This is a genomic window from Actinomadura montaniterrae, assembly GCF_008923365.1.
In the GTDB taxonomy this organism is placed as follows: Bacteria; Actinomycetota; Actinomycetes; order Streptosporangiales; family Streptosporangiaceae; genus Spirillospora; species Spirillospora montaniterrae.
Genome location: NZ_WBMR01000037.1, coordinates 19,077 through 39,340 on the forward strand (window position 1 = coordinate 19,077; position 20,264 = coordinate 39,340).

Below are 20,264 nucleotides of genomic sequence, written 5' to 3' on the forward strand. Positions count from 1 at the left end.
CGCACGTTGTTCCACTGTCCGGGCCGCCGTAAACCCGAGCGTCCGGCGTGCGAACCCCTGAATTCCGGTCCGCCGATGGAGCCGACGCCGGCGCGGGCGAAGGATCGGCTGCGCCGCCCATGCCCGCAGAGGAGTCCCCCCATGCCCAGCCGCCGTCAGTTCATCGCCGGATCGGCCGCCGGTATCGGCGTGGCCGTCACCGTCCAGGCGAACCTGTCCGCGTTAGCCGCCGCCTCCCGGGTGTTCCGCGGGGCTCCCGCCGACCTCGCCAAGTTCGCCGACCCGCTGCCCATCCCCGCGGTGCTGAAGCCCGACACCGCGCTGACCCTCCGACAGCGCGCCGGCACCGTGAAGCTGCACTCGCAACTGCCCGACACGCCCGTCTGGGGCTACGAAGGCGCCTTCCCCGGGCCGGTCATCGACGTGCGGCGCGGCCGGCGCGTCAAGGTGAGCTGGCAGAACCGCATCCAGGGCAAGTTCCCGGTGACCGCCGTCGAGGTCCCCTTCACCGGGCTCGACTCGATCCTCAGCCCCGGGCGCGGCGGCGCCGAGCCGCTTCCCGACGTCGCGGACCTCGAACCGTGGGTGGTCACCCACCTGCACGGCGGCGAGATCAGCGGCGACAGCGACGGCTGGCCCAAGAACGGGATCTCCTACGGCCAGGCCCAGGCCGCCGAGTACCCGAACGCCCAGCGGGCCGCGACGCTCTGGTACCACGACCACGCGATGGACATCACGGCCTTCAACGTGTTCGCCGGCCTCTCGGGCCTCTACCTCGTGCGCGACTCCGAGGAGAGCGCCCTGGGGCTGCCGTCCGGCGCCTACGAGATCCCGCTGATCATCGCGGACCGCAACCTCGACACCGACGCCGACGACGCCTTCAACGGGCGGCTGCTGCACAAGGTCGGCTACTACGACACCAACGGCCGGCGGGTCTCGCTCCCGTTCGCCGGCCCCTACAACCTCGTCAACGGGAAGATCTGGCCGTACCTGAACGTGGAGCCGCGCTGGTACCGGTTCCGCGTGCTGAACGGCGCGAACGGCCGCACCTACACGCTGGAGCTGAGCAAGGAGAACACCGACGGCACCAGCACGCCGGTGACCGGCGCGCTCGTCCAGATCGGCACCGAGCAGGGGCTGCTCGGCGCCCCGGCCAAGCTGGACCGGCTCACGCTGTCGCCGGCCGAACGCGCCGACATCCTGATCGACTTCTCCGCGTTCAAGGGGGCGCGGCTCCGGCTGTCCAACACCGACACCGTCACCTCACCGCTCGGCCCCGAGGTCATGCAGTTCCGGGTCGGCGGCGCGGCCGTGACCGACCCGTTCACCCTGCCGGCCAAGCTGTCGCCCTCGTTCACCCGGCTGACCGCCGCGAAGGTTCCGTCCGGTTACACGGAGCGGTACGTCGCGACCGCCACCCATGACGGCACGAGCAGCGGCCACCCCGAGATGTGGGAGCTGGCTGAGACGCCCGCCGGCTACGTCCCGCAGAAGGGCGACCGCATCGTCACCATCGTCAAGGACGGCAAGAGCACCACCTACCGGAAGGCGGCCAGCACCTTCGACGAGGCCGTGACGTTCCACGTCTCCCTCGACGGCTGGGAGGTCTGGAACTTCATCGACCTCGCCGGGCCGAACCACCCGATGCACATCCACCTGGTGTCGTTCCAGGCGCTGGCCCGCGACACCTACACGGTCGCCGTGACGTCGGACGCCGCCAACGACATCTACACCTACACCGCCACCTACAGCGCTCCGAAGGGCCTCGGGCCCGACGAGCAGGGGTGGAAGGACACGATCCGCATGGACGAGCACGAGCACGTGGCGGTCGCCGGGCGGTTCCATGGCGGGACGGGGAACTACGTGTACCACTGCCACATCCTCGAACACGAGGACCACGGCATGATGCGCCCGTTCGTCGTGGCGCCCAAGACGGTCCAGACCGCGATGGCGGCCAAGATGCGGGCGGCGGCCCGGCCCGCCTCGCCCCTCGGCCACCACCACGGCTGACCGCCCTGGCGGGCCGGCCCGGCGTCACTCCGGCCGGCCCGCCAGGCTGTGCAGGCAGGCGACCAGGCTGCGGGCCTCGACGTTGACGTAGTGGCTGTGGCGCAGCAGCCCGACGAGCTGGTGGAGGGTCAGCCACCGGTGGTCGGGGCCCGGGTCGGTCGCGTACCCGGCGTCCACCTCGATGATCGTGTAGCGGTTGCGGGCGTGGTAGAACCGGCCGCCCTCCTCCGACAGCACGCTCGAGAACCGGACCCGCCCGGGCGGCGCGGACAGCACATCGTCCAGGAAGGGCGGCCGCGCCGCGTCCGGCAGCCACGCGTAGTTGCCGGGCGTGCACCGGACGGTCGGGCCGAGTTCGAGGACGTCGAGGTAGCCGGGCTGGACACCGGCGTGGACCAGCGCGTGCAGCACGCCGTCCACCTGCTTCACCAGGAACGCGTTGACGCCGATCCCGATCGGCTCCACCAGCGGCTGGTGCCAGTGCGAGACCTCGCGGTGCCCGCTCCGCACACCGGCCCCGATCACCCGGAAGAACAGGCCGGACTCGTGCTCGATCGCGTCCTCCCCGCGGTGCCACAGCTCGGCCTCGCGCAACGGGACGCGGTGCGCCAGCACCTCGTGCCGGCTGCGGGATTCGGTGATCCAGCTCAGGATGTCGCCGATGCCGTGCAGCCCCGCGAACTCCTCGCTGCAGGAGCGCAGCACCGACTGCCGGAACTCCTGGTCGCGGAACGGCGAGGACGCCGACAGGCCGACGCCCGAGAACGGCAGGCACGACAGCACCGTGCGGGCGTCCATGTTGACGACCGTGTCGTCCGCCAGCAGCCGGTGGAGCTGGCCGAGCGTCAGCCACGCGAAGCCGTCCAGCGGCTCCACCTCGTCGTCGGTCTCGACGATGATGTTGCGGTTGCGCTTCTGGAAGAACCAGGCGCCCTGCTCCGACTGGAGCACGTCGGCGATCACGCGGTGCCGGCGGGTGTCGCGGAAATAGTCGAGATAGGGGACCGGATTGCCCTGGTGCACGCGCATGTAGTTGCTCCGCGTCGCCTGGACGGTGGGCGAGATCTCCACTCCCTCGGGGTTCCCGGGCTCGTTCTTGGCCTGCATGAGGAAATGCAGGACGCCGTCGATCTCCTTGGCGAGGATGCCGAGGATGCCGATCTCGGGTTGCAGCAGGATCGGCTGCGTCCACGCGGGGACCGCCGCGCCGGGGACCTCGGCCGACAGGCCCGTCACCGTGAAGAACCGGCCGCTGGCGTGGCGGATGTCGCCGGTGGCGGGGTCGGTGCCCCAGCGCTCCAGCCGGTCCAGCGGCACCCGGTCGACCCGGGCGAGGTCGCTGCGGCGGCGCTCGGCGAACCACGCCCGGACCTGCTCCTCCGTCAGCACCCCGCCGGCCGCCTGGGCCGACTCGGCGATCCGCACGGCCCTCCGGTGGTCGGTCGTCAACGCCGTGATGATCCCCGACATCGCTCCTCCTGGAAATGGTCGCGGCAAGGACTCCAATATGCCGATTCCGCTCCATTCCCAGGTGTCGAACAAGAATGGACAGGGGGTGTTCAGGGGGGTCATCCGGGGGCGATAAGGCCATGTCAGGGGTAACGCGTCCGCACGGCGTGCCTAGCCTCGTCCTGAATCGATGAATTCGTCAAAAGGAGAGGCGTGCCGGTGAATTCGGGACCGTTGAGAATCGGCGTCCTCGGATGTGCGGACATCGCCTGGCGGCGGGCCCTCCCCGCGCTGGCGGCCCACCCGGACGTCCGGCTGACCGCGATCGCCAGCCGGGACCCGGCCAAGGCGGCGCGCTTCGTCGAGCGGTTCGGCGGCGAGCCGGTGCACGGCTACGAGGCGCTGCTGGACCGCGCGGACGTCGACGCGGTGTACGTGCCGCTGCCCGTCCACCTGCACGCCGAGTGGGTCGGGCGGGCGCTGCGGTCCGGCCGCCACGTGCTGGCGGAGAAGCCGCTCACGGCGTCCGCGGTGGAGACCGAGGCGCTCGTCGCGCTCGCCGCCTCGCGCGGGCTGGCGCTGCTGGAGAACTTCATGTTCCTGTGCCACTCCCAGCACGCCCGGATCCGCGACCTGGTCGCGGAGGGCGTCATCGGGGAGCCGCGCACGCTCACCGCCGAGTTCGCGTTCCCGCCGTCGGCCGACGGCCGCAACCTCTACGATCCGGGCCTCGGCGGAGGCGCACTGGCGGAGGTCGGCGTCTACCCGCTGCGCGCCGCGCTCCTGCACCTCGGGTCCGCCCTGGACGTGCTCGGCGTACACCTGCGGGTCGACGAGGCGCGCGGCGTGGACGTGGCGGGAGCGGCCCTGCTGGCCGACCCGTCCGGCCGCACCGCCCACCTGACCTGGGGCGTCGAGCACGCCTACCGGTCGCGGTACGCGCTGTGGGGGAGCGCGGGACGGGCCGAGCTGACCTGGGCCTTCACACCGTCGGCCGCGCACCGCCCGGTCGTGCGGATCGAGCGCCAGGACCACGTCGAGGAGCTGACGCTCCCCGCCGAGGACCACTTCGCCAGCGCGGTCGGGTCCTTCGTCGACCGGGTCCGCGACGGCGTGCCCTCCGTCCTGGAGGGCGAGGCGGTGGTGGAGCAGGCGCGGCTGGTGGACCGGGTGCGCCGGCACGCCGCCGACGCGGGCGGGCCGGTCAGACCAGCGGTTCCCACCAGTGCCGGTTCTCCCGGTACCAGCTGACGGTCGCGGCCAGCCCCTCGGGGAAGGGGGTCTGCGGCTCGTAGCCCAGCTCCGCGCGGATCCTGGTGTCGTCGACCGCGTACCGCCGGTCGTGGCCCTTGCGGTCGGGGACGCGCTCGACCCTGTCCCAGCCCGTTCCGGTCGCCTCGAGGAGGAGGCCGGTGAGCTCCCGGTTCGTCAGGGACGTCCCGCCTCCGATGTTGTAGACCTCGCCCGGCGCCCCCTTGGTGCGCACCAGCTCCAGGGCGCGCGCGTGGTCGTCCACGTGCAGCCAGTCCCGCACGTTCAGCCCGTCGCCGTACAGCGGGACGCGCCGCCCGTCCAGCAGCCGTGTCACGAACAGCGGGATGATCTTCTCCGGGTGGTGGTACGGGCCGTAGTTGTTGGAGCAGCGCGTCACCCGCACGTCCAGGCCGTGGGTGCGGTGGTAGGACAGCGCGAGCAGGTCGGCGGCGGCCTTGGACGCCGCGTAGGGCGAGTTGGGGCTGAGCGGCGCGGTCTCCGGCGTCGCACCCGCGTCCACCGACCCGTACACCTCGTCGGTGGACACGTGCACGAACGTCCGGAGGCCCGAGCCGAGCGCCGCGTCCAGCAGCGTGCCCGTCCCGAGGACGTTGGTGCGCACGAACGCCCCGGCCGCCGCGATCGACCGGTCCACGTGGGACTCGGCCGCGAAGTGCACGACCTCGTCGTGCTGGGCGACCAGCCGGGCCGCGAGCTCGGCGTCGCAGATGTCGCCGTGTACGAACCGGAAGGCGGGGTGGTCCTCGACGGCGGCCAGGTTGGCGCGGTTGCCCGCGTAGGTGAGCGCGTCCAGCACGGTGACGGCCACGTCCCCCGGGCCGGCGGGACCGAGGAGGCGCCGGACGTAGTGCGACCCGATGAAGCCGGCGCCGCCGGTGACCAGGATCCTCGTCATGCGATCCGCACCCGGCTGTAGTCGCCCAGGACGAGGCGGTGGGCGGCGCGTGTGCGCGCGGCGGGGGTGACCTCGACGGCCCGGCCCACCAGGGACGCCTCGATGGGCCGCACGCCCTGGATGGTGGACCCGTCCAGCACGATGGAGTACTCGATCTCGCTGTCCTCGACGCGGACGCCGTCGCCGATGGAGGTGAACGGGCCGATGTAGGAGTCCACGATCCGGGCGCCGGTGCCGATGATCGCCGGGCCGACGATGCGGGTCCCCTTCACGATCGCGCCGGAGGCGATGCGCACCCGTCCGATGATCTCGGTGGCGCCGTCGACCTCGCCCTCGACGCCGTGCTCCAGCCCCTCCAGGACGGTGCGGTTGGCCTCCAGCATGTCGTCGACGTTCCCGGTGTCCTTCCAGTACCCCGTGATGACCGTCGACCGCACGTCCAGGCCCGCGTCCAGCAGCCACTGGACGGCGTCGCTGATCTCCAGCTCGCCCCGCGCGGACGGCGCGATCGCGCGGACGGCGCGGTGGATCGCCGGGCCGAACAGGTACACCCCGACGAGCGCCAGGTCGCTCTTCGGGCGCTGCGGCTTCTCCTCGATGCCGACGATCCGCCCGTCCGGCCCGAGCTCGGCGACGCCGAAGCGGCCCGGGTCGGGCACCTCGGTGAGCAGCAGCCGGGCGTCGGCCGGGTTCGCGCGGAACCCGGCGACGATGTCGGCGATGCCGCCGACGATGAAGTTGTCGCCGAGGAAGAGCAGGAAGTCCTCGCCGCCGAGGAAGTCGCGCGCGATGAGGACCCCGTGCGCCAGGCCGAGCGGCGCCTCCTGCCGCAGGTAGGTGACGCGCAGGCCGAAGCGCGAGCCGTCGCCGACCGCCCGCCGGATCTCGGCTTCCGTCTCGCCGACGACGATGCCGACCTCGGTGATCCCGGCTTCGGCGATGGCCTCCAGCCCGTAGAAGAGGACCGGCTTGTTCCCGACGGGCACCAGCTGTTTCGCGGACGTGTGCGTGATGGGGCGCAGCCGTGTTCCGGACCCGCCCGAGAGGACCAGGGCTTTCATGGTGCCCATCGTCGGGGGAGGCTCCGGTGCCCCGGCCCCTGACGTCCGCCCCGGAACCCCTAGACGGCCGGGCGGATTCCCCATTTAAACGGTAGGGACAATTGACTCCAGGTTCGGGCCGGTGATTCGCTGCGACTGCTCCCGTTCCTCCCCCTCGACCCCTTGGAGGCCCGTCCGATGACCGCGACGACCGGTGGTGCCGTGTACGCCGACCCTGTGGACCTGGACAAGCACGGTGTCTACGGGGCGACCGCGCTGAAGGTGGAGAACGGCGGCTGGAACCGGCCGCGCTACCCGTTCCAGGGGCGCATCACCGCCGACGGCTCCAGCGGGTACAAGGCCGAGCCGGGGCGCTACCACCTGTACGTCTCGCACCGCTGCCCGTGGGCGCACCGCACCGCGATCGTCCGGATCCTGAAGGGGCTGCAGGACGTCGTGTCGCTCTCTTACGTCGACGACGAGCGCGACGGGCGGGGCTGGGCGTTCCGGGAGAAGCGCGGCGCCGACCCGGTCAACGGCTTCCGGTTCCTGCGCGAGGCCTACGAGGCGACCGAGCCCGGCTACGAGGGACACGTGTCGGTGCCAGTCCTGTGGGACCGCGAGACGGGCCGGATCGTCAGCAACAACTTCTTCGACATCACCATCGACCTCGGCACCCAGTTCGAGGCGTACGGCGACCCCGGCGTCCACCTGTACCCGGAGGAGTTGCGCGGCGACATCGACGAGCTGAACGAGTACATCTACGTCAACTTCAACGACGGCAACTACCGCGTCGCCGGCGCCGCCTCCGACGAGGCCTACGCCGACCTGCGCGGCCGCGTGATCTCCGCGCTGGACCGGCTGGACGAGCGGCTCGCCACCCGCCGCTTCCTGTTCGGCGACACCGTCACCGAGTCCGACGTGCGCTTCTGGGTGACGCTGGCGCGCTTCGACCTCACCTACAACCCCTTCGCCAAGATCAGCGAACGGCGGCTGGTGGACTTCCCGAACCTGTGGCCCTACGCCCGCGACCTCTACACGCTTCCCGCCTTCCGCGACACCACCGACTTCAGCGCCTTCACCCACCTCGGCCCCCCGTTCCTGGACCCGGCGGTCACCCGCATCGACGTCGAACCCCACCGGGCCGACTGGGACGAACCGCAGGACCGCCACCGCCTCACCGCCTGAGCGGCGCGGAACGGACCCGACACCCCCGACGGGCGAAGGGAGGAGCCGCGAGTGCGGGTCATGTTCACCGTGTCCTCACAGGCGACCCACTACTCCGCGATGGTCCCTCTCGGCTGGGCGCTGCAGGCGGCGGGCCACGAGGTACGGGTCCTGTGCACGCCCGACCAGACGGCGGCGGTCGGCCGGACGGGTCTGCTCCCGGTGCCCGTGCTCGACGGTATGAAGGTCATCACCCGGCTCCGGTTGCAGGCCCACAGGGAGGCCGTCGAAGGGAAGCGGCCCTACCCGTGGCCGCCCCCGCACCCCCTCACCGGGGAACCCCTGAGGGATCTCGCCGACTTCGACGCCGCCGGCTTCCAGGACGACATCGCCCCCGTCCTGGCGGAGCGGGCCGCGCGCGGCTTCGACGCGGCCGTCGCGTTCGCCCGCGCATGGCGGCCCGACCTGGTCCTGCACGATCCGGGCAGCCTGGAAGGGCTGCTGGCGGCCCGCGTCACGGGCGTGCCGGCGGCGCTGTGCCTGTGGGGCCCGGTCGGCACCCGCGAACCCGAGCACATGCGGATCGTCCCGACCGACCACAGCGGGTCCTTCCCGCGCCACGGCCAGGGCGAGTTCGACCTGGACATGATCGAGCGCGTCCTGGACCCCTGCCCGCCGCCGCTGGCGCCGCCGACCACGGCCGAGCGCGTGCGCTTCGGCTACGTCCCCTTCAACGGGACCGCGCCGGTCCCGGCGTGGGCGCTCGAGCCGCCCGCGCCCGGCCGCCCGCGCGTCTGCGTGACGTGGTCGACGGCGCTGACCTCGACCGCCGGACCCGGCTCCTACCTGCTCCCGGCCATCCTCCGGGCGGTGGACGGCCTCGGCTGCGACGTGATCGTCCTGGCCACCGCCGCGGACGCGGCCGCCCTCGGCCCGGTGCCCGGCGGCGTCCGCGTCGCCGAGAACGCGCCCCTGCGGGCCGTCCTGCCGGGCGCTTCCGCAGTGATCCATCACGGCGGAAGCGGGAGCGCCATGACCGCGCTGTGGGCGGGCGTCCCCCAGCTGACCACCACGTTCGCTTCCGAGCAGGCGGCCACCGGCAGCCGCATCGCAGCCGCCGGCGCGGGCCGCCACCTGCCCGGCCACGAGGCCGGCCCGCACGCGGTGCGGGAGGCCCTCCACGACCTCCTCACCGACACCGCCTATCGCGACGCCGCCGCAGGACTTCGCGAGGAGATGCTGGCCCAGCCGACACCGGCCCAATGCGTCGGCACCCTGGAGCACATCGCGGCACTCGGTGTCGTGCCCGGTGCGTGTCAGGCGGGCACGGGCGGGGCACCGCCGCCGGGGACCGTGCTGAGCAGCCGGTCCCATTCGGGATAGGTCGCCAGCTTCTTCCGGTGCATCGCGACGATCCGGTCGTCCAGGTCCGGGTCGGCGTCGTCCGACAGCCGGACCTGCGTGAGCCGCGACAGGTGCGGCAGGATCTCGAAGTCGCCTTCGAGATGAACCGGGTCGTACATGTAGCGGTCGAGCGCGTCGAGGTCGTCCAGCGCGACGCAGTATCCGTGCGTATAGCCCTCCGCGGGGTCGCCCAAGTCCGCTCCGACGAACGAGAACGACGTCGACTCCACCTGCGACGTGCGCCTCATCGCCGCCAGCACGGACTCCTTCCGCTCGGGCGTGGTGCCCGCCTTGAAGCTGAAACGCAGCATCAGAACGATCATTCCGTCTCTCCCCTCAATGATGACGATCACGACCGTAGGACGACGGAGCGAGACGGCCAATGCGCCACGGTCTCGCTTTCATACGTGATCGTCTTTCCGGCTAGCCTCGGCGTGTGGACGTGCTCAGCGACGTGATCGCCGTCATGCGCACCGGAGAGCCCCGTTCCGCCCGCGTGGAACGGCACGCCCCCTGGGGGCAGCGGTTCCGGCTGCCGCCCGGAACCGCCGGCTTCGAAGTCGTGCTCGCCGGCTCCTACTGGCTGGTCCCACCGGACGCCGACCCGATCGCCCTCGGCACCGGCGACGTGCTGTTCCTCCCGCACGGAGGCGAGTACGGCCTGACCGACGCCCCGACCACGCGGTTCCTCGACCTTCCGTCCCACGCTCAGGAGCCCACCGATGGGGATGCCTCCGTCCGGCCGAGCGCGGTGGTGCTGTGCGGCGCCTACCGGCTCGACGCCGACCGCGGGCACCCGCTGCTGGACGAACTGCCCGGCGTCGTCCACATCCCCGCCGGCGTCGGCCGCCACACCCGCCTCCGCGCCGCGGTCGACCTGCTCGGCGCCGAACTGCAGGAGCCCCGCCCGGGCACTGCCGCGGTGGTGCCCTCGCTTCTGGACACGCTGCTCGTCTACGTCCTGCGCACCTGGCTCGACGAGCAGCCGGCATGCGGCGGGACCACCGGATGGGCCGCAGCCCTGGCCGACCCGGCGGTGAGCGCGGCTCTCGACGCGATCCACGACGACCCCGCCCGGCCATGGACCGTCGCGGAACTGGCCGCCCGCGCGGGGCTGTCACGGGCGGCGTTCGCGCGGCGGTTCGCCTCGCTCGTCGGTCGCCCGCCGCTGGCGTACCTGACCTGGTGGCGCCTGACCGTGGCGGCCCGGCTGCTCCGCGACTCCGACGCACCTCTCGCCGCGGTCGCCGAACGCGTCGGCTACGGCTCCGAATACGCCTTCGCGAACGCCTTCAAACGCGCGTTCACCATCGCCCCCGGCCACTACCGCCGAAAATAACGATAGGAGCGGCGGTTCGCCGACGTCACGCGATAAAACAGACCGCACTCTCATTGTGGGGCCCAGCCGTTTCCCAACTCGCCGGGGAGCGGCCATTTTCGTGCCCTCGCGTGCTCCAGGCCTGGTGATCTTCAAATGCGTGCGTGGCCGGGTGGTGACAGCGGTCTGGCTGCGTGGAGTGGGTACGCCCTACGGTACGTCGCATCAGCACTTCCCCGCACGAGGAGATCGCATGGCTGACGAGCCCCTGCGCGCCGACATCCAATCCGCCGCCGACCGCATGGACAACAAGCTCGGCGCCAAACGCGAGATCCGCAAGCTGGTCGAGTACCTGTGGCAGGGCGAGACCGTACGCCACATGGTGTCCGGCACCTACGGCGGCGGCACCGGCCTGGTCGTCCTCACGGACCGGCGGCTGCTGTTCGTCAAGGACGGATGGGTGTCGAAGACCACCGAGGACTTCCCCCTCGACAAGATCTCGTCCGTGCAGTGGTCGAGCGGGCCGCTGACGGGGAAGATGACCGTCTTCGCGTCCGGCAACAAGGCCGAGATCATCAACGTCGGCAAGCAGGGTGGGAAGGTCATCGCCGACACGATCCGCGAGCGCCTCGCGTCCGGGCCCGCCTACCCGCCGACCGCGCCCGTCCAGCAGGCGCCGGCGGCGCCTGCTCCCGCGCAGCCGCAGCAGATGACGCAGGACGAGGCGTTCGCCGCTCTTCGCCAGCTCGGCGAACTCCGCGATGCCGGCATCGTCACGCCGGAGGAGTTCGAGGCGAAGAAGAAGGAACTCCTCAACCGGATCTGAGAAGCCCCGCACCGCCCTTTGCCTGCCGAAATCCACGTCCGTACAGGTGAGAGGCGTAGGACGTGGCGGGCTCCGACGGCATCGACGCCCTCATCCGGCGGGCGCTTGAGCAACGGAAACTGCCTTTGAGGGATCAGCGGCGGCCGCGTCGGGAGTGCAGGAGCCTTTCGGCGACGAGGAAGCCGGAGCCGGCGCCGAGACCGGGGCCGGGGTGGGTGGAGGCGCCGATGTGCCACAGGTCCGGTACGCCGGTCGCGTGGCCGGTGCCTGACGACAGGGGCCGCCACAGGGCGTACTGGTCGATCCGGCAATCGCCGCCGTAGGGGTCGCCGCCGACGAGATTGACGTTCATCTCCTCAAGTTCGGCGGGTCCGAGTACCAGACGGTCGGTCAGAGCTGAGTCCAGGTTGGTGATGTGGGGACGGAGGAGGTCGAGAATTCTGTCGGCGTAGGCGTCACGCAGCCGTGGTGTCCAGGTGCCGTCGCCGGGGTCGATGACGCCGGCTGCGTCGCCGCGGACGTGGCGGGGCAGCTCCTGGAGTTGGAGCCACAGCAGACCCTTTCCCTCGGGGACGCGGCCCGGGTCGATGGTGGCGGGCTGGCCGACGGCGATGGTCGGCCGTTCGGGCAGCAGACCGCGCCAGGCGGCGTTCACCGACCCCGACAGGGAGTCCAGGTCGTCCAGGACGTGTACGAGAGCGACGTCCTCCAGCACCGGGTCACTCCACCGGGGCGGCTCGCTGAGGGCCAGATGGATCTGCATGGCGGCACGGCCGTGCCGGAAGGCTCGGGCCGCCTGAACACGATCCGCGGGAGCGGCACCGTTCAGGAGCTCTTCGTAGAGGGCGCGAGGGGTGACCGAGGCGAGGACGGCGCGGCGGGCGCGCAGCAGGCGTCCGTCCGCGAGCCGTACACCGGTGGCGCGGCCTTGGTCCAGGAGAATCCGGGTGACATCGGCACCGGTGAGGAGCTCACCGCCGGCATCGGTGACGATTGCGGCCAGTGCCTCGACGAGGTGGACGCCGCCGCCTTCGGGGACGGGCATGCCGCCGGTGGCGACGGCCGCGGCGATGACCTTGGTGATGAACGCGGAGGCGGCGTCGTCGGGGCCGAGGCCGCTGTGCAGGGCCCAGGGAGCCAGCATCGCGCGGGTGACGGGCGAGGAGAACGTCCGCTCCAGCCAGGGCCGCGCGGGTTCGAGGACTTCCGCGCCGGTCGCGACCAGGCCCCGGCGGCCCAGGCGCCGCAGCGCCCGCCAGCCGAGCCGCAGCGCGCCGGGGCGCCAGAAGTCGGTGCCGAGCAGGCCGAACGCCAGGTCGATCTTGCCGCCGAACTCGGCCATCATCGCCGACCAGGTCTCGGCGTCACCGACGGAGCTCAAGGTGGCGGTGAGCGTGTCGGAGTCGGTCGAAAGGACGGCCGCCCCATCGCGGCACGCGACGCCGGTGGGGCTCGGGGTGTTGCGGTAGACGACGCCGCGCCGGGCCAGTTCGTCGGCGAGGGCGGCGTAGGCGGCCCCTCCGAGGAACAGAGGGTGCCAGCTCGACAGCAATTCCACGGTGTAGCCGGGGAAGACCTCGCGGCTGGTATGGATGGCGCCGCCGAGCCGGTCCTCGCGCTCGCATATCGCCACGCGCCAGCCGCCGCGCGCGAGCTGCGCGGCGGCGACGAGGGCGTTGATGCCACTGCCGATGACGACGGCGTCGAATGCATTTATGGGCGGGGCGCCGCCGCTTTGCTCCATAGGTGTCTCCTTCATAGGCGACAGGTACCCACAATGTGGGCACCCGTGCGACCCGGCGGCGCGCAGTGATCGAGGCGTCCGTCTCGCTTGGCCTCTTGTTCGTCAGTCCGGCAGCCAGTGCAGCTCGTGCGCCAGGGTTTTGGCGACGGCACGGACGCGGCGGTGTAGTGGCGACTGCTCGCGTGGGAGGACCAGGTGGATCGTCAGGCCGGGCGCGCCCCGCAGCGGTCGCCAGGTGAGACCGGCCGGTTGTGTCGTGACCGCGGCTTCTCCGGACGGGGCGAGGGTGACCCCGTCGCGCAGGTCGCGCTGAGACATGTCGAAAGAGACTGCGGGCGTCCGGAATCGGGGGTGTGGCCGGGCGTCCCGGAACAGTGCGGACAGCTGATCGTGGATCACGGGGTTGGCCGTACGGTCCGGGAGCCGCAGCGGATAGGCGGCCGCGTCGGCGATCTCGATCTCCGGGTGTTCGGCCAGCGGATGGTGCCGCGCCAGCTGGACCCCGATGCGCTGACGCCGCAGCGGGAACCGGCGCACGCCGCGGCCCGGCTGTTCACCGCGGGTGATCCCGGCGTCGATGCGGCCGTCGGCGACCGCGGGGGTGATCTCCGGGGTCGCCATCGGGACCGCGCCGACCTCGAGTCCGCTGTTGCCGCGCATCAGCCTGTCCACCAGGGCCGGTACCGTCTCGGCCCCGGTGCTGAGGCTGTATCCGATGCGCAGCGTGCCCAGCTCACCGGCCGCCGCGCTCCGGGCGGTGTCCCATGCCCGGTCCAGCGCCGCCAGCGCGGGCGGCGCGGACTCCGCCAAAGCCGCACCGGCCGCGGTCAGGACGACGCTACGCGTGTTGCGGATCAGCAGGGCCGTCCCGAGTTCCGCCTCCAATCGGCGCATCCGGGCGCTGAGCGCGGGCTGTGCGATACCGATCCGTGCCGCCGCGCGGGTGAAGTTCAACTCCTCCGCCAGCACCAGGAAGTACCGCAGGCTCACCGTGTCCGGCGCCACGCGCCCTCCCCGCCGATTGATAACGATCCGTTCTAAGTCTATCCCGTACCGGTCTTTCCCTCGGCCGCACATCAAGCCCTAACCTGCGCATATGACGGTTCAACCGGCCGCGGTACCCGTCTTCGGGATCGATCGATCCGAGTGTCAATTCGAAGTCGGACGTGTCCGGCCGAACACAGGAGGTTTTCATGGCTAAGGGCTACTGGGTCAGTGTCTACCCCGCCATTTCCGACCCCGAGAGCCTGACCGCCTACAACAAGCTGGCACGTCAGGCCGTCCAGGCTGGGGGCGGGCGCACCCTGTCCCGTGGCGCTCGAGTCGTCGCCCACGAGGCCGGAATCACGCAACGCGTCGTTCTGGTCGAGTTCGACAGCTTTGAACAGGCCGTCGCGACATACGAGAGCGAGGCGTACCAGAAGGCGCTGGTCGCCCTCCCCGACGGCGTCGAGCGCGACTTCCGCATCGTCGAAGGCATCGACTGAGCGAACCCGACGAGATCGCCCACCTGAACCTCCGAAGAAGACAACGGCGGGGCGGAATCCTTAAGAAGTACGAACGTCCGCTTGACCTGCGCGGAGGTAGTTCTCCGCAACTGCAGAGCCGCCGGTCTGCCGTGTCCGCTCTCGTTTGCTCCGGTCGGCGCCGGGCAGCCCCCACACAGGGGTGATCAATATGACCGAGTTCGCCCGGACCGCGGACTTGGACATCGGCTACGAGGTGAGCGGCCCAGAGGACGGGGCACCCTTGGTGGCCGTACACGGCTGGCCAGACGATCCACATTGCTGGAGTGGACTGCTGCCGGCTTGGCATGACGCCGGGTACCGGGTGTACCGGCCGTACCTGCGGGGCTTCGGGCCGACCCGTTTCCGCTCCGATCGCAAAATGCGCAGCGGGCAGATCGGTGCGCTCGGGCACGACCTGGCCTGCTTCCTGGAGGCCCTCGACCTCGATCAGGTCCTGCTGGTCGGACACGACTGGGGCGCCCGAGCCGGTTACGTGGTCGGAGCGCTGTTCCCCCAGCGGGTCGCCCGCCTGGTGGCGATGTCCGCCGGGTACGCCACCAACCGGGCCGATGCGCAGTTGAGCTGGCCGCTCACCCACGCCTACTGGTACGAGTGGTTCGTTGCCACCGAGCGCGGCCGGCGCGCGATGCACGAAGACCGCCGCTCGTTCGCCCGCTACCTGTGGCGCTCCTGGAGCCCGGGATGGGAGTTCCAGGAGGCGGAGTTCGCGCAGGCGGCGGACGCCTGGGAAAACGATGACTGGCCTCACATCACCGCACACGCCTACCTGCACCGCTGGGGCGAAGCCCAGGGCGACCCGACGTACGACGACATCGAGCGGCGCCTGCTCGAACCCGCCCCCGTGCAGGTGCCGACGCTGGTCCTGCACGGCGCACGCGACGGCGACAACCTGCCCGAGACCTCCGCCGACAAAAGCGCGCTGTTCACCGCTGAATACGAACGGATCGTCCTGCCTGACGTCGGGCACTTCCCGCCCCGCGAAACACCCGACCAGGTAGCCGACCTGATCTTCAGCCACCCTGACGGCGGGTGAGAGCCGTCAAAGGGGCCGGTTGACGCGAATTGTGCCGCGGCGAGTGCTCGTCGGGCCTGGGGTGGTCGCGTGACGTGGAGCGCCGACCTTGCGGGGAAGGATGCGGGGGGCTACCGGCCAGAAGTGACCCTTTGCGAACGATGGATGATCATTTGCGATTCGGCGGGTAGGGGCGGGACGTCAGTGATCGTCATGCCGTTGTGGAGGGACTGCCATGCCGTACGGATCTGCCGCCACCGGCGGAACGCTCGCCTATACCGGGTTCGCGATGGGTCATGTCTGGCTGGCCGCGACCGGCCTCGGCCTGGTGCTGGTCGGCACGGTCCTGGTGAGGCTCGGGTTCCGGCGCGGGCGTGGGCCGCTTGAACGCTGAGTTCCGGGCACCGTCCGCGCGGTACGCGCCGCCGCGGATCAGGATCGTGCTGGCGGCGCTGCCGCTGGCCGGGTTCGCCGCCTGGGCCGTGGCCCATCTCGTGGCGATCGTCACCACCTTCCGGACGCCGTTGCAGGCGACCTACGTGGCCTGGACGGTGTCGTTCCTCGCGCTGTGGTGGCTCCCGGTCTCGTGGCTTGAGCGCCCGTACCGGGCGTCCCGTGAGCAACGGCCGGAACTCGACGAGCTGACCGTGACCGTCCAGGTCCCCGTCTACAACGAGGACCCGGTCGCGCTGCGGGCCTGCCTGCGGTCGGTGCTGGAGCAGAGCCGGCGAGTGGACCGCGTCCGTATCGTCGACGACGGCTCGGTGGACGCCGGCGGGAACTCCGTCACCTACGACGACGTGCGCCGCGACTTCGAGGCGGCCGCGTCCGTGCTCGGGATCGACACGTCCTGGGAACGCACCCCGAACCGGGGCAAGCGGTTCGCGCAGATGCACGCCCTGGCCGGGGACGACGCCGACGTCTTCGTCACGCTCGACAGCGACTCCGTCCTCGACCGGCACGCCGTCCGGGAGGGCCTGCTGCCGTTCGCGGACCCGCGCGTGCAGTCGGTGGGCGGGCACGTCCTGGTCCTCAACCGGACGGCGAGCCTGCTGACCCGCATGACGTGCGTGCTGTACCTGCCCTTCACGCGCGGCGTGCGCAGCGCCCAGTCGGTGCTGCGGCGGGTGACCATCAACTCCGGGACACTGGCCTTCTACCGAGGCGGCGTGGTCCGGCGCGCCGCCGGCGTGTACGAGCACGAGCGGTTCGCCGGCCGGCCGATGCAGATGAACGACGACTCCATGCTCACGTTCTACGCGCTCCTTGCCGGCGACACCGTCCACCAGCCGAGCTCGATGGCGTTCACGCTGGTCCCCGAACGGCTCCACCACTACCTGAAGCAGCAGCTCCGCTGGATGCGCGGGACCACCGTCCGGCATCTGTGGTGGCTGCGGTACATGCCGGTGACCGGCGCCGTGTTCTGGATGACGGTGAGCGAGTACCTGCACCTGGTGCTGGCGGTGCTCCTGCCGTTCATGCTGCTTCTCGACCCCTACTACCGGGAGCACCTCGGCTCGGTGGCGTCGTCGGGCTTGCAGGTGGGGGTCGTTCTGAGTTACCTGTCGGCCTTGCGCATCTTCGTCGTCCGGCGCAGTGACGAGTCCACCTGGTCGCGTGCGGCGCTGTTCGCCTGCACGCCGCTGATCGCGCTGTGGCGGCTGCTCGTCCTGCGGCCGCTGTACCTGTACGCGGTGTGCACCTGCCGCCGGGTCGGCCACTGGGGGACCCGGCAGGCGGTCGAAGTCTCCCTCGGGAATCCTGTGACCGCGTCCTCCTTTCAGGAGGGGCGAGGCCGCGAGGAGGCCCCGACCGGTGCTGGGCAGCAGCCCGGCAGATGACGACGTCCTACCCACCTGGCCGATCCAACCGTCACTGGGGCGCCTGCGGGATGGAACGTCCAGTGGCTAGAACCAGCCGTTGCGCCTGGCTTTCTGGATCGCCTCGATGCGGTTGCGCGCGCCGGTCTTCTGGATGATCCCCGACAGGTAGTTGCGGACCGTGTTCTCCGACAGGCTCAGCAGCTCGGCGATGTCCGCGGCGGTGGCGCCGTGGTCGGCCGCCGCCAGCACCTCGAGCTCGCGTTCGGTGAGCGGGTTCGGGCCGACCGCCAGGGCGGTGGTCGCGAGCTCGGGGTCGATCACCCGCTCGCCCGCCAGCACCCGCCGGATCGCGCCCGCGAGCTCGTGCCCGGGGCTGTCCTTGACCAGGAAGCCCGCGGCACCGGCGTCCATCGCCCGGCGCACGTAGCCGGGGCGGCCGAACGTGGTGACGATCAGCACCCGGCAGGTGGGCAGCCGCTCGTGCAGGTCGGTGATGACGTCCAGGCCGCTGCGGCCGGGAAGCTCGATGTCGACCACCGCGACGTCGGGCCGGGTCTCCAGTGCGCGCGGCACGACGTCGTCGCCGCGGTCGGTCTCGGCGACGACCTCGAGGTCCTCCTCCAGGTTCAGCAGCAGCACCAGGGCGTCGCGCATCATGCCCTGGTCCTCGGCGAGCAGCACACGGATCATGCCTTCTCCTTGACCGGGCGGTGCGCGGGGAGCGTGGCGCGAAGGCGGAAGCCGCCGCCGCGACGGGAGGACGCCTGCACGATACCGTCGGTGGCCGCCAGGCGCTCGCGCAGTCCGCGCAGCCCGTTGCCGGATGGCTCCTCGCCGTCCGGGGCGCCCCTTCCGTCGTCGCGGATCTCCACCGACAGCTCGTGGTCGTCGTTGCGGACGTCGATCTCGCAGCGGCCGGCGCCGCTGTGCCGGATGACGTTGGTGACGCCCTCCCGGATCACCCAGCCGAGGAGGGTGTCGGCGTCGGCGGGCAGCGCGGTGCCCGACTGGCGGATGACGCACTCGATCCCGGCGTCGCGCAGCGTCTCGAACGACTTGTCCAGCTCGGCGGCGACGCCGGACTCGCGGTAGCCGGTGACCGCCTCGCGCACCTCGCGCAGCGCCTCCCGGCCGATCTCCTCGATGTCGCCGGCGAAGCGCTCGGCGACGCCCGGATCCCGGGGCGCGACGCGGCGGATGCCCTCGGCCTTGACGACGATGACCGACAGCGTGTGGCCGAGCAGGTCGTGCAGGTCGCGGGAGAACCGGAGCCGTTCCTCGACCACCGCGTGCCGGGCGAGCTCCTCGCGGGCGTCGCGCAGCTCGTTGATGACGGCCATGAGCCTGGTGAGGATCGCCACCACGATGCCCGCCGACAGGCTCCCGTACCAGAGGGTGAAGACGTCGCCGCCCTGCCACCAGGCCATGAGGGCCGCGACGCCGGACACCGCGCCGACGACGATGGGCGGCAGGAAGTAGCGCCACGGGACGATGAGCCCGCAGGCGATCGACAGCAACGCGAACAGGGGATCGGTGTCGGGGCCGAACCCGGCGTTCATCGCGACGGTCAGCGCGGCGAGCGCCACGAGCGCGACCAGCGCCGGGACCTGGGCCTGGCGACGCAGGTGCAGGTGGATCGCCACCACGTCCAGCACGGCGAACGCGGTCAGCCCGAGGCCCGCCAGCCAGGTGGGCTGCAGATCGCCGTCCAGCACGCCGGAGGCCGTGCCGGTGGCGATGACGAGCCAGAAGTAGAACGGGAGGGGAGTGAGCTGGGTGTCGAACTGCTCGTGTGACGGGGCCTTGCCGCTCACCTTCACCGTCGTGTCGCTCCCTGCGGAATCGGTCCGGAAGGGGCGTGCGTGCCCGTTCAGAACTCTGCCCCAATCACGTCGCCCGCGCATCCTTTCGGCTCCGGCGGGTCAGGCGCGGCGGCCGGTGCGCCGGTAGGCGAACAGGGCCAGCGCCATCAGCGCGATGGTCCAGGCGGCGAGCGCGCCGATGTCGAGGGCGTGCGGGGCCCGGTCCCAGCCGACGCTCCGCGGGATCTCGGCGTAGCTGTAGACCGGTGTGATCTTGGAGACGACCTGCAGCCAGCCGGGGAAGTCGGAGACCTCGATCCACAGCCCGCCGATCATGGACATGCCGACGAAGAGGGCGAGGCCGATCGCCTGGGCCTGCTGCGGGGCGCACAGGTAGCCGATGCCGAGGCCGAGCAGGGCGACCGGCGCGATGCCGATCCAGAGCAGGGCTGCCACCCCGGCCCACTGCGCGACGCTCAGGTCCACTCCCTTGAACGCGCCGGCGACGCAGACGATCACGATCGGCGGCAGCGACAGCGCCATCGCGCACAGGCCGCGCGCCACCACGACCTTGGCGGGTCCGAGCGGGAGCAGCCGCAGCTGGCGCAGCCAGCCGCGCGCCCGGTCGTCGGCGATGCCGGTGCCGCTGTTCAGCGTGATGCCCACCGCGCCGAAGCCGGCCATGCCGACCATGAGCTGGACGAGGTCGTGGTTGGTCGCCTCGTCGCCGAGGCTGGAGAAGAGCAGGAACATGCCGACCGGCAGCAGCACGCTCACGAGCACGTAGCTGCTGTCACGGACGAGCCTGCGCAGTTCGAGCCAGAGATAGGGGAACATGGCGCTCTTTCGGGTTCGCGCGATCATCGGTCTGTCGGGGGTCCTGTCGACGGTATTGATCTGCGGACCGCCGCCAGTAGAGGAGAAAATCAGGTTCTCGACCTGACACATGCACTAGGCGATCGCCGTACCG

19 protein-coding genes are annotated in these 20,264 nt (G+C 71.4%); 10 read left to right on the top strand and 9 right to left on the bottom strand.

Annotated elements, in window-relative coordinates; translation table 11 throughout:
• Positions 1–141 precede the first annotated feature (141 nt).
• Entirely contained in the window at positions 142–2,010 is a 1,869-nt protein-coding gene (locus F9B16_RS15665) for a multicopper oxidase family protein (protein WP_151540800.1), read from the top strand.
• Between the two features lie 24 nt (positions 2,011–2,034).
• Here F9B16_RS15665 and F9B16_RS15670 read toward each other — a convergent pair whose 3' ends face one another.
• A complete protein-coding gene (locus F9B16_RS15670; protein WP_151540801.1) occupies positions 2,035–3,480 on the bottom strand; it encodes an NDP-hexose 2,3-dehydratase family protein in 1,446 nt (481 codons plus the stop codon).
• 198 nt (positions 3,481–3,678) lie between these two features.
• On the opposite strand from F9B16_RS15670, the gene F9B16_RS15675 reads away from it, so the two are divergent.
• Complete coding sequence (locus F9B16_RS15675) at positions 3,679–4,710, top strand: Gfo/Idh/MocA family protein (protein WP_151540802.1); 1,032 nt, start codon at positions 3,679–3,681, stop codon at positions 4,708–4,710.
• Here the strand turns inward: F9B16_RS15675 and rfbB are convergent.
• Both rfbB and F9B16_RS15685 read right to left on the bottom strand, forming a co-directional pair.
• On the bottom strand, positions 4,664–5,629 hold the full coding sequence (gene rfbB, locus F9B16_RS15680) for a dTDP-glucose 4,6-dehydratase (RefSeq protein ID WP_151540803.1): 966 nt from the start codon (positions 5,627–5,629) through the stop codon (positions 4,664–4,666). The genes F9B16_RS15675 and rfbB overlap by 47 nt on opposite strands.
• The gene (locus tag F9B16_RS15685; protein ID WP_151540804.1) at positions 5,626–6,690 is read right to left on the bottom strand and encodes a glucose-1-phosphate thymidylyltransferase; all 1,065 of its coding nucleotides are present in this window, start codon (positions 6,688–6,690) and stop codon (positions 5,626–5,628) included. Before F9B16_RS15685 ends, rfbB begins: the two co-directional genes overlap by 4 nt.
• A 177-nt stretch (positions 6,691–6,867) precedes the next feature.
• Between F9B16_RS15685 and F9B16_RS15690 the strand changes: the two genes are divergently transcribed.
• Both F9B16_RS15690 and F9B16_RS53875 read left to right on the top strand, forming a co-directional pair.
• Positions 6,868–7,857, top strand: a complete 990-nt coding sequence (locus tag F9B16_RS15690) for a glutathione S-transferase C-terminal domain-containing protein (RefSeq protein ID WP_151540805.1) — start codon at positions 6,868–6,870, stop codon at positions 7,855–7,857.
• Positions 7,858–7,917: 60 nt separating this feature from the next.
• Positions 7,918–9,219, top strand: coding sequence for a nucleotide disphospho-sugar-binding domain-containing protein (locus tag F9B16_RS53875; RefSeq protein WP_318839237.1), 1,302 nt, complete (start codon positions 7,918–7,920; stop codon positions 9,217–9,219).
• Here F9B16_RS53875 and F9B16_RS15700 read toward each other — a convergent pair.
• Positions 9,153–9,563, bottom strand: coding sequence for a Dabb family protein (locus F9B16_RS15700; protein WP_151540807.1), 411 nt, complete (start codon positions 9,561–9,563; stop codon positions 9,153–9,155). The genes F9B16_RS53875 and F9B16_RS15700 overlap by 67 nt on opposite strands.
• A gap of 113 nt (positions 9,564–9,676) precedes the next feature.
• Between F9B16_RS15700 and F9B16_RS15705 the strand changes: the two genes are divergently transcribed.
• Together F9B16_RS15705 and F9B16_RS15710 are read left to right on the top strand one after the other, a co-directional pair.
• A complete protein-coding gene (locus tag F9B16_RS15705) occupies positions 9,677–10,579 on the top strand; it encodes an AraC family transcriptional regulator (protein WP_151540808.1) in 903 nt (300 codons plus the stop codon).
• A gap of 232 nt (positions 10,580–10,811) precedes the next feature.
• On the top strand, positions 10,812–11,384 hold the full coding sequence (locus tag F9B16_RS15710) for a PH domain-containing protein (protein ID WP_151540809.1): 573 nt from the start codon (positions 10,812–10,814) through the stop codon (positions 11,382–11,384).
• A 133-nt stretch (positions 11,385–11,517) separates the two neighbouring features.
• Here the strand turns inward: F9B16_RS15710 and F9B16_RS15715 are convergent, their stop codons facing one another.
• Entirely contained in the window at positions 11,518–13,128 is a 1,611-nt protein-coding gene (locus F9B16_RS15715; RefSeq protein ID WP_225991660.1) for a phytoene desaturase family protein, read from the bottom strand.
• Between the two features lie 102 nt (positions 13,129–13,230).
• Complete coding sequence (locus F9B16_RS15720; RefSeq protein WP_151540810.1) at positions 13,231–14,133, bottom strand: LysR family transcriptional regulator; 903 nt, start codon at positions 14,131–14,133, stop codon at positions 13,231–13,233.
• Positions 14,134–14,321: 188 nt separating this feature from the next.
• Between F9B16_RS15720 and F9B16_RS15725 the strand changes: the two genes are divergently transcribed.
• From F9B16_RS15725 to F9B16_RS15735, 4 genes are all read left to right on the top strand, one after another.
• Positions 14,322–14,615, top strand: a complete 294-nt coding sequence (locus F9B16_RS15725; protein ID WP_151540811.1) for a DUF1330 domain-containing protein — start codon at positions 14,322–14,324, stop codon at positions 14,613–14,615.
• Between the two features lie 190 nt (positions 14,616–14,805).
• On the top strand, positions 14,806–15,690 hold the full coding sequence (locus F9B16_RS15730; RefSeq protein WP_151540812.1) for an alpha/beta fold hydrolase: 885 nt from the start codon (positions 14,806–14,808) through the stop codon (positions 15,688–15,690).
• Between the two features lie 214 nt (positions 15,691–15,904).
• A complete protein-coding gene (locus F9B16_RS50890; RefSeq protein WP_192808812.1) occupies positions 15,905–16,063 on the top strand; it encodes a hypothetical protein in 159 nt (52 codons plus the stop codon).
• Entirely contained in the window at positions 16,044–17,510 is a 1,467-nt protein-coding gene (locus F9B16_RS15735; protein ID WP_404800499.1) for a glycosyltransferase, read from the top strand. Before F9B16_RS50890 ends, F9B16_RS15735 begins: the two co-directional genes overlap by 20 nt.
• Positions 17,511–17,576: 66 nt before the next feature.
• Here F9B16_RS15735 and F9B16_RS15740 read toward each other — a convergent pair whose 3' ends face one another.
• From F9B16_RS15740 to F9B16_RS15750, 3 genes are all read right to left on the bottom strand, one after another.
• The gene (locus F9B16_RS15740; protein ID WP_151540813.1) at positions 17,577–18,182 is read right to left on the bottom strand and encodes a response regulator transcription factor; all 606 of its coding nucleotides are present in this window, start codon (positions 18,180–18,182) and stop codon (positions 17,577–17,579) included.
• Positions 18,179–19,306, bottom strand: coding sequence for a sensor histidine kinase (locus F9B16_RS15745; protein ID WP_192808813.1), 1,128 nt, complete (start codon positions 19,304–19,306; stop codon positions 18,179–18,181). Before F9B16_RS15745 ends, F9B16_RS15740 begins: the two co-directional genes overlap by 4 nt.
• A gap of 108 nt (positions 19,307–19,414) precedes the next feature.
• Positions 19,415–20,131: an ABC transporter permease gene (locus F9B16_RS15750; protein ID WP_192808814.1), complete on the bottom strand. Its 717-nt coding sequence runs from the start codon at positions 20,129–20,131 to the stop codon at positions 19,415–19,417.
• Positions 20,132–20,264: the final 133 nt, after the last annotated feature.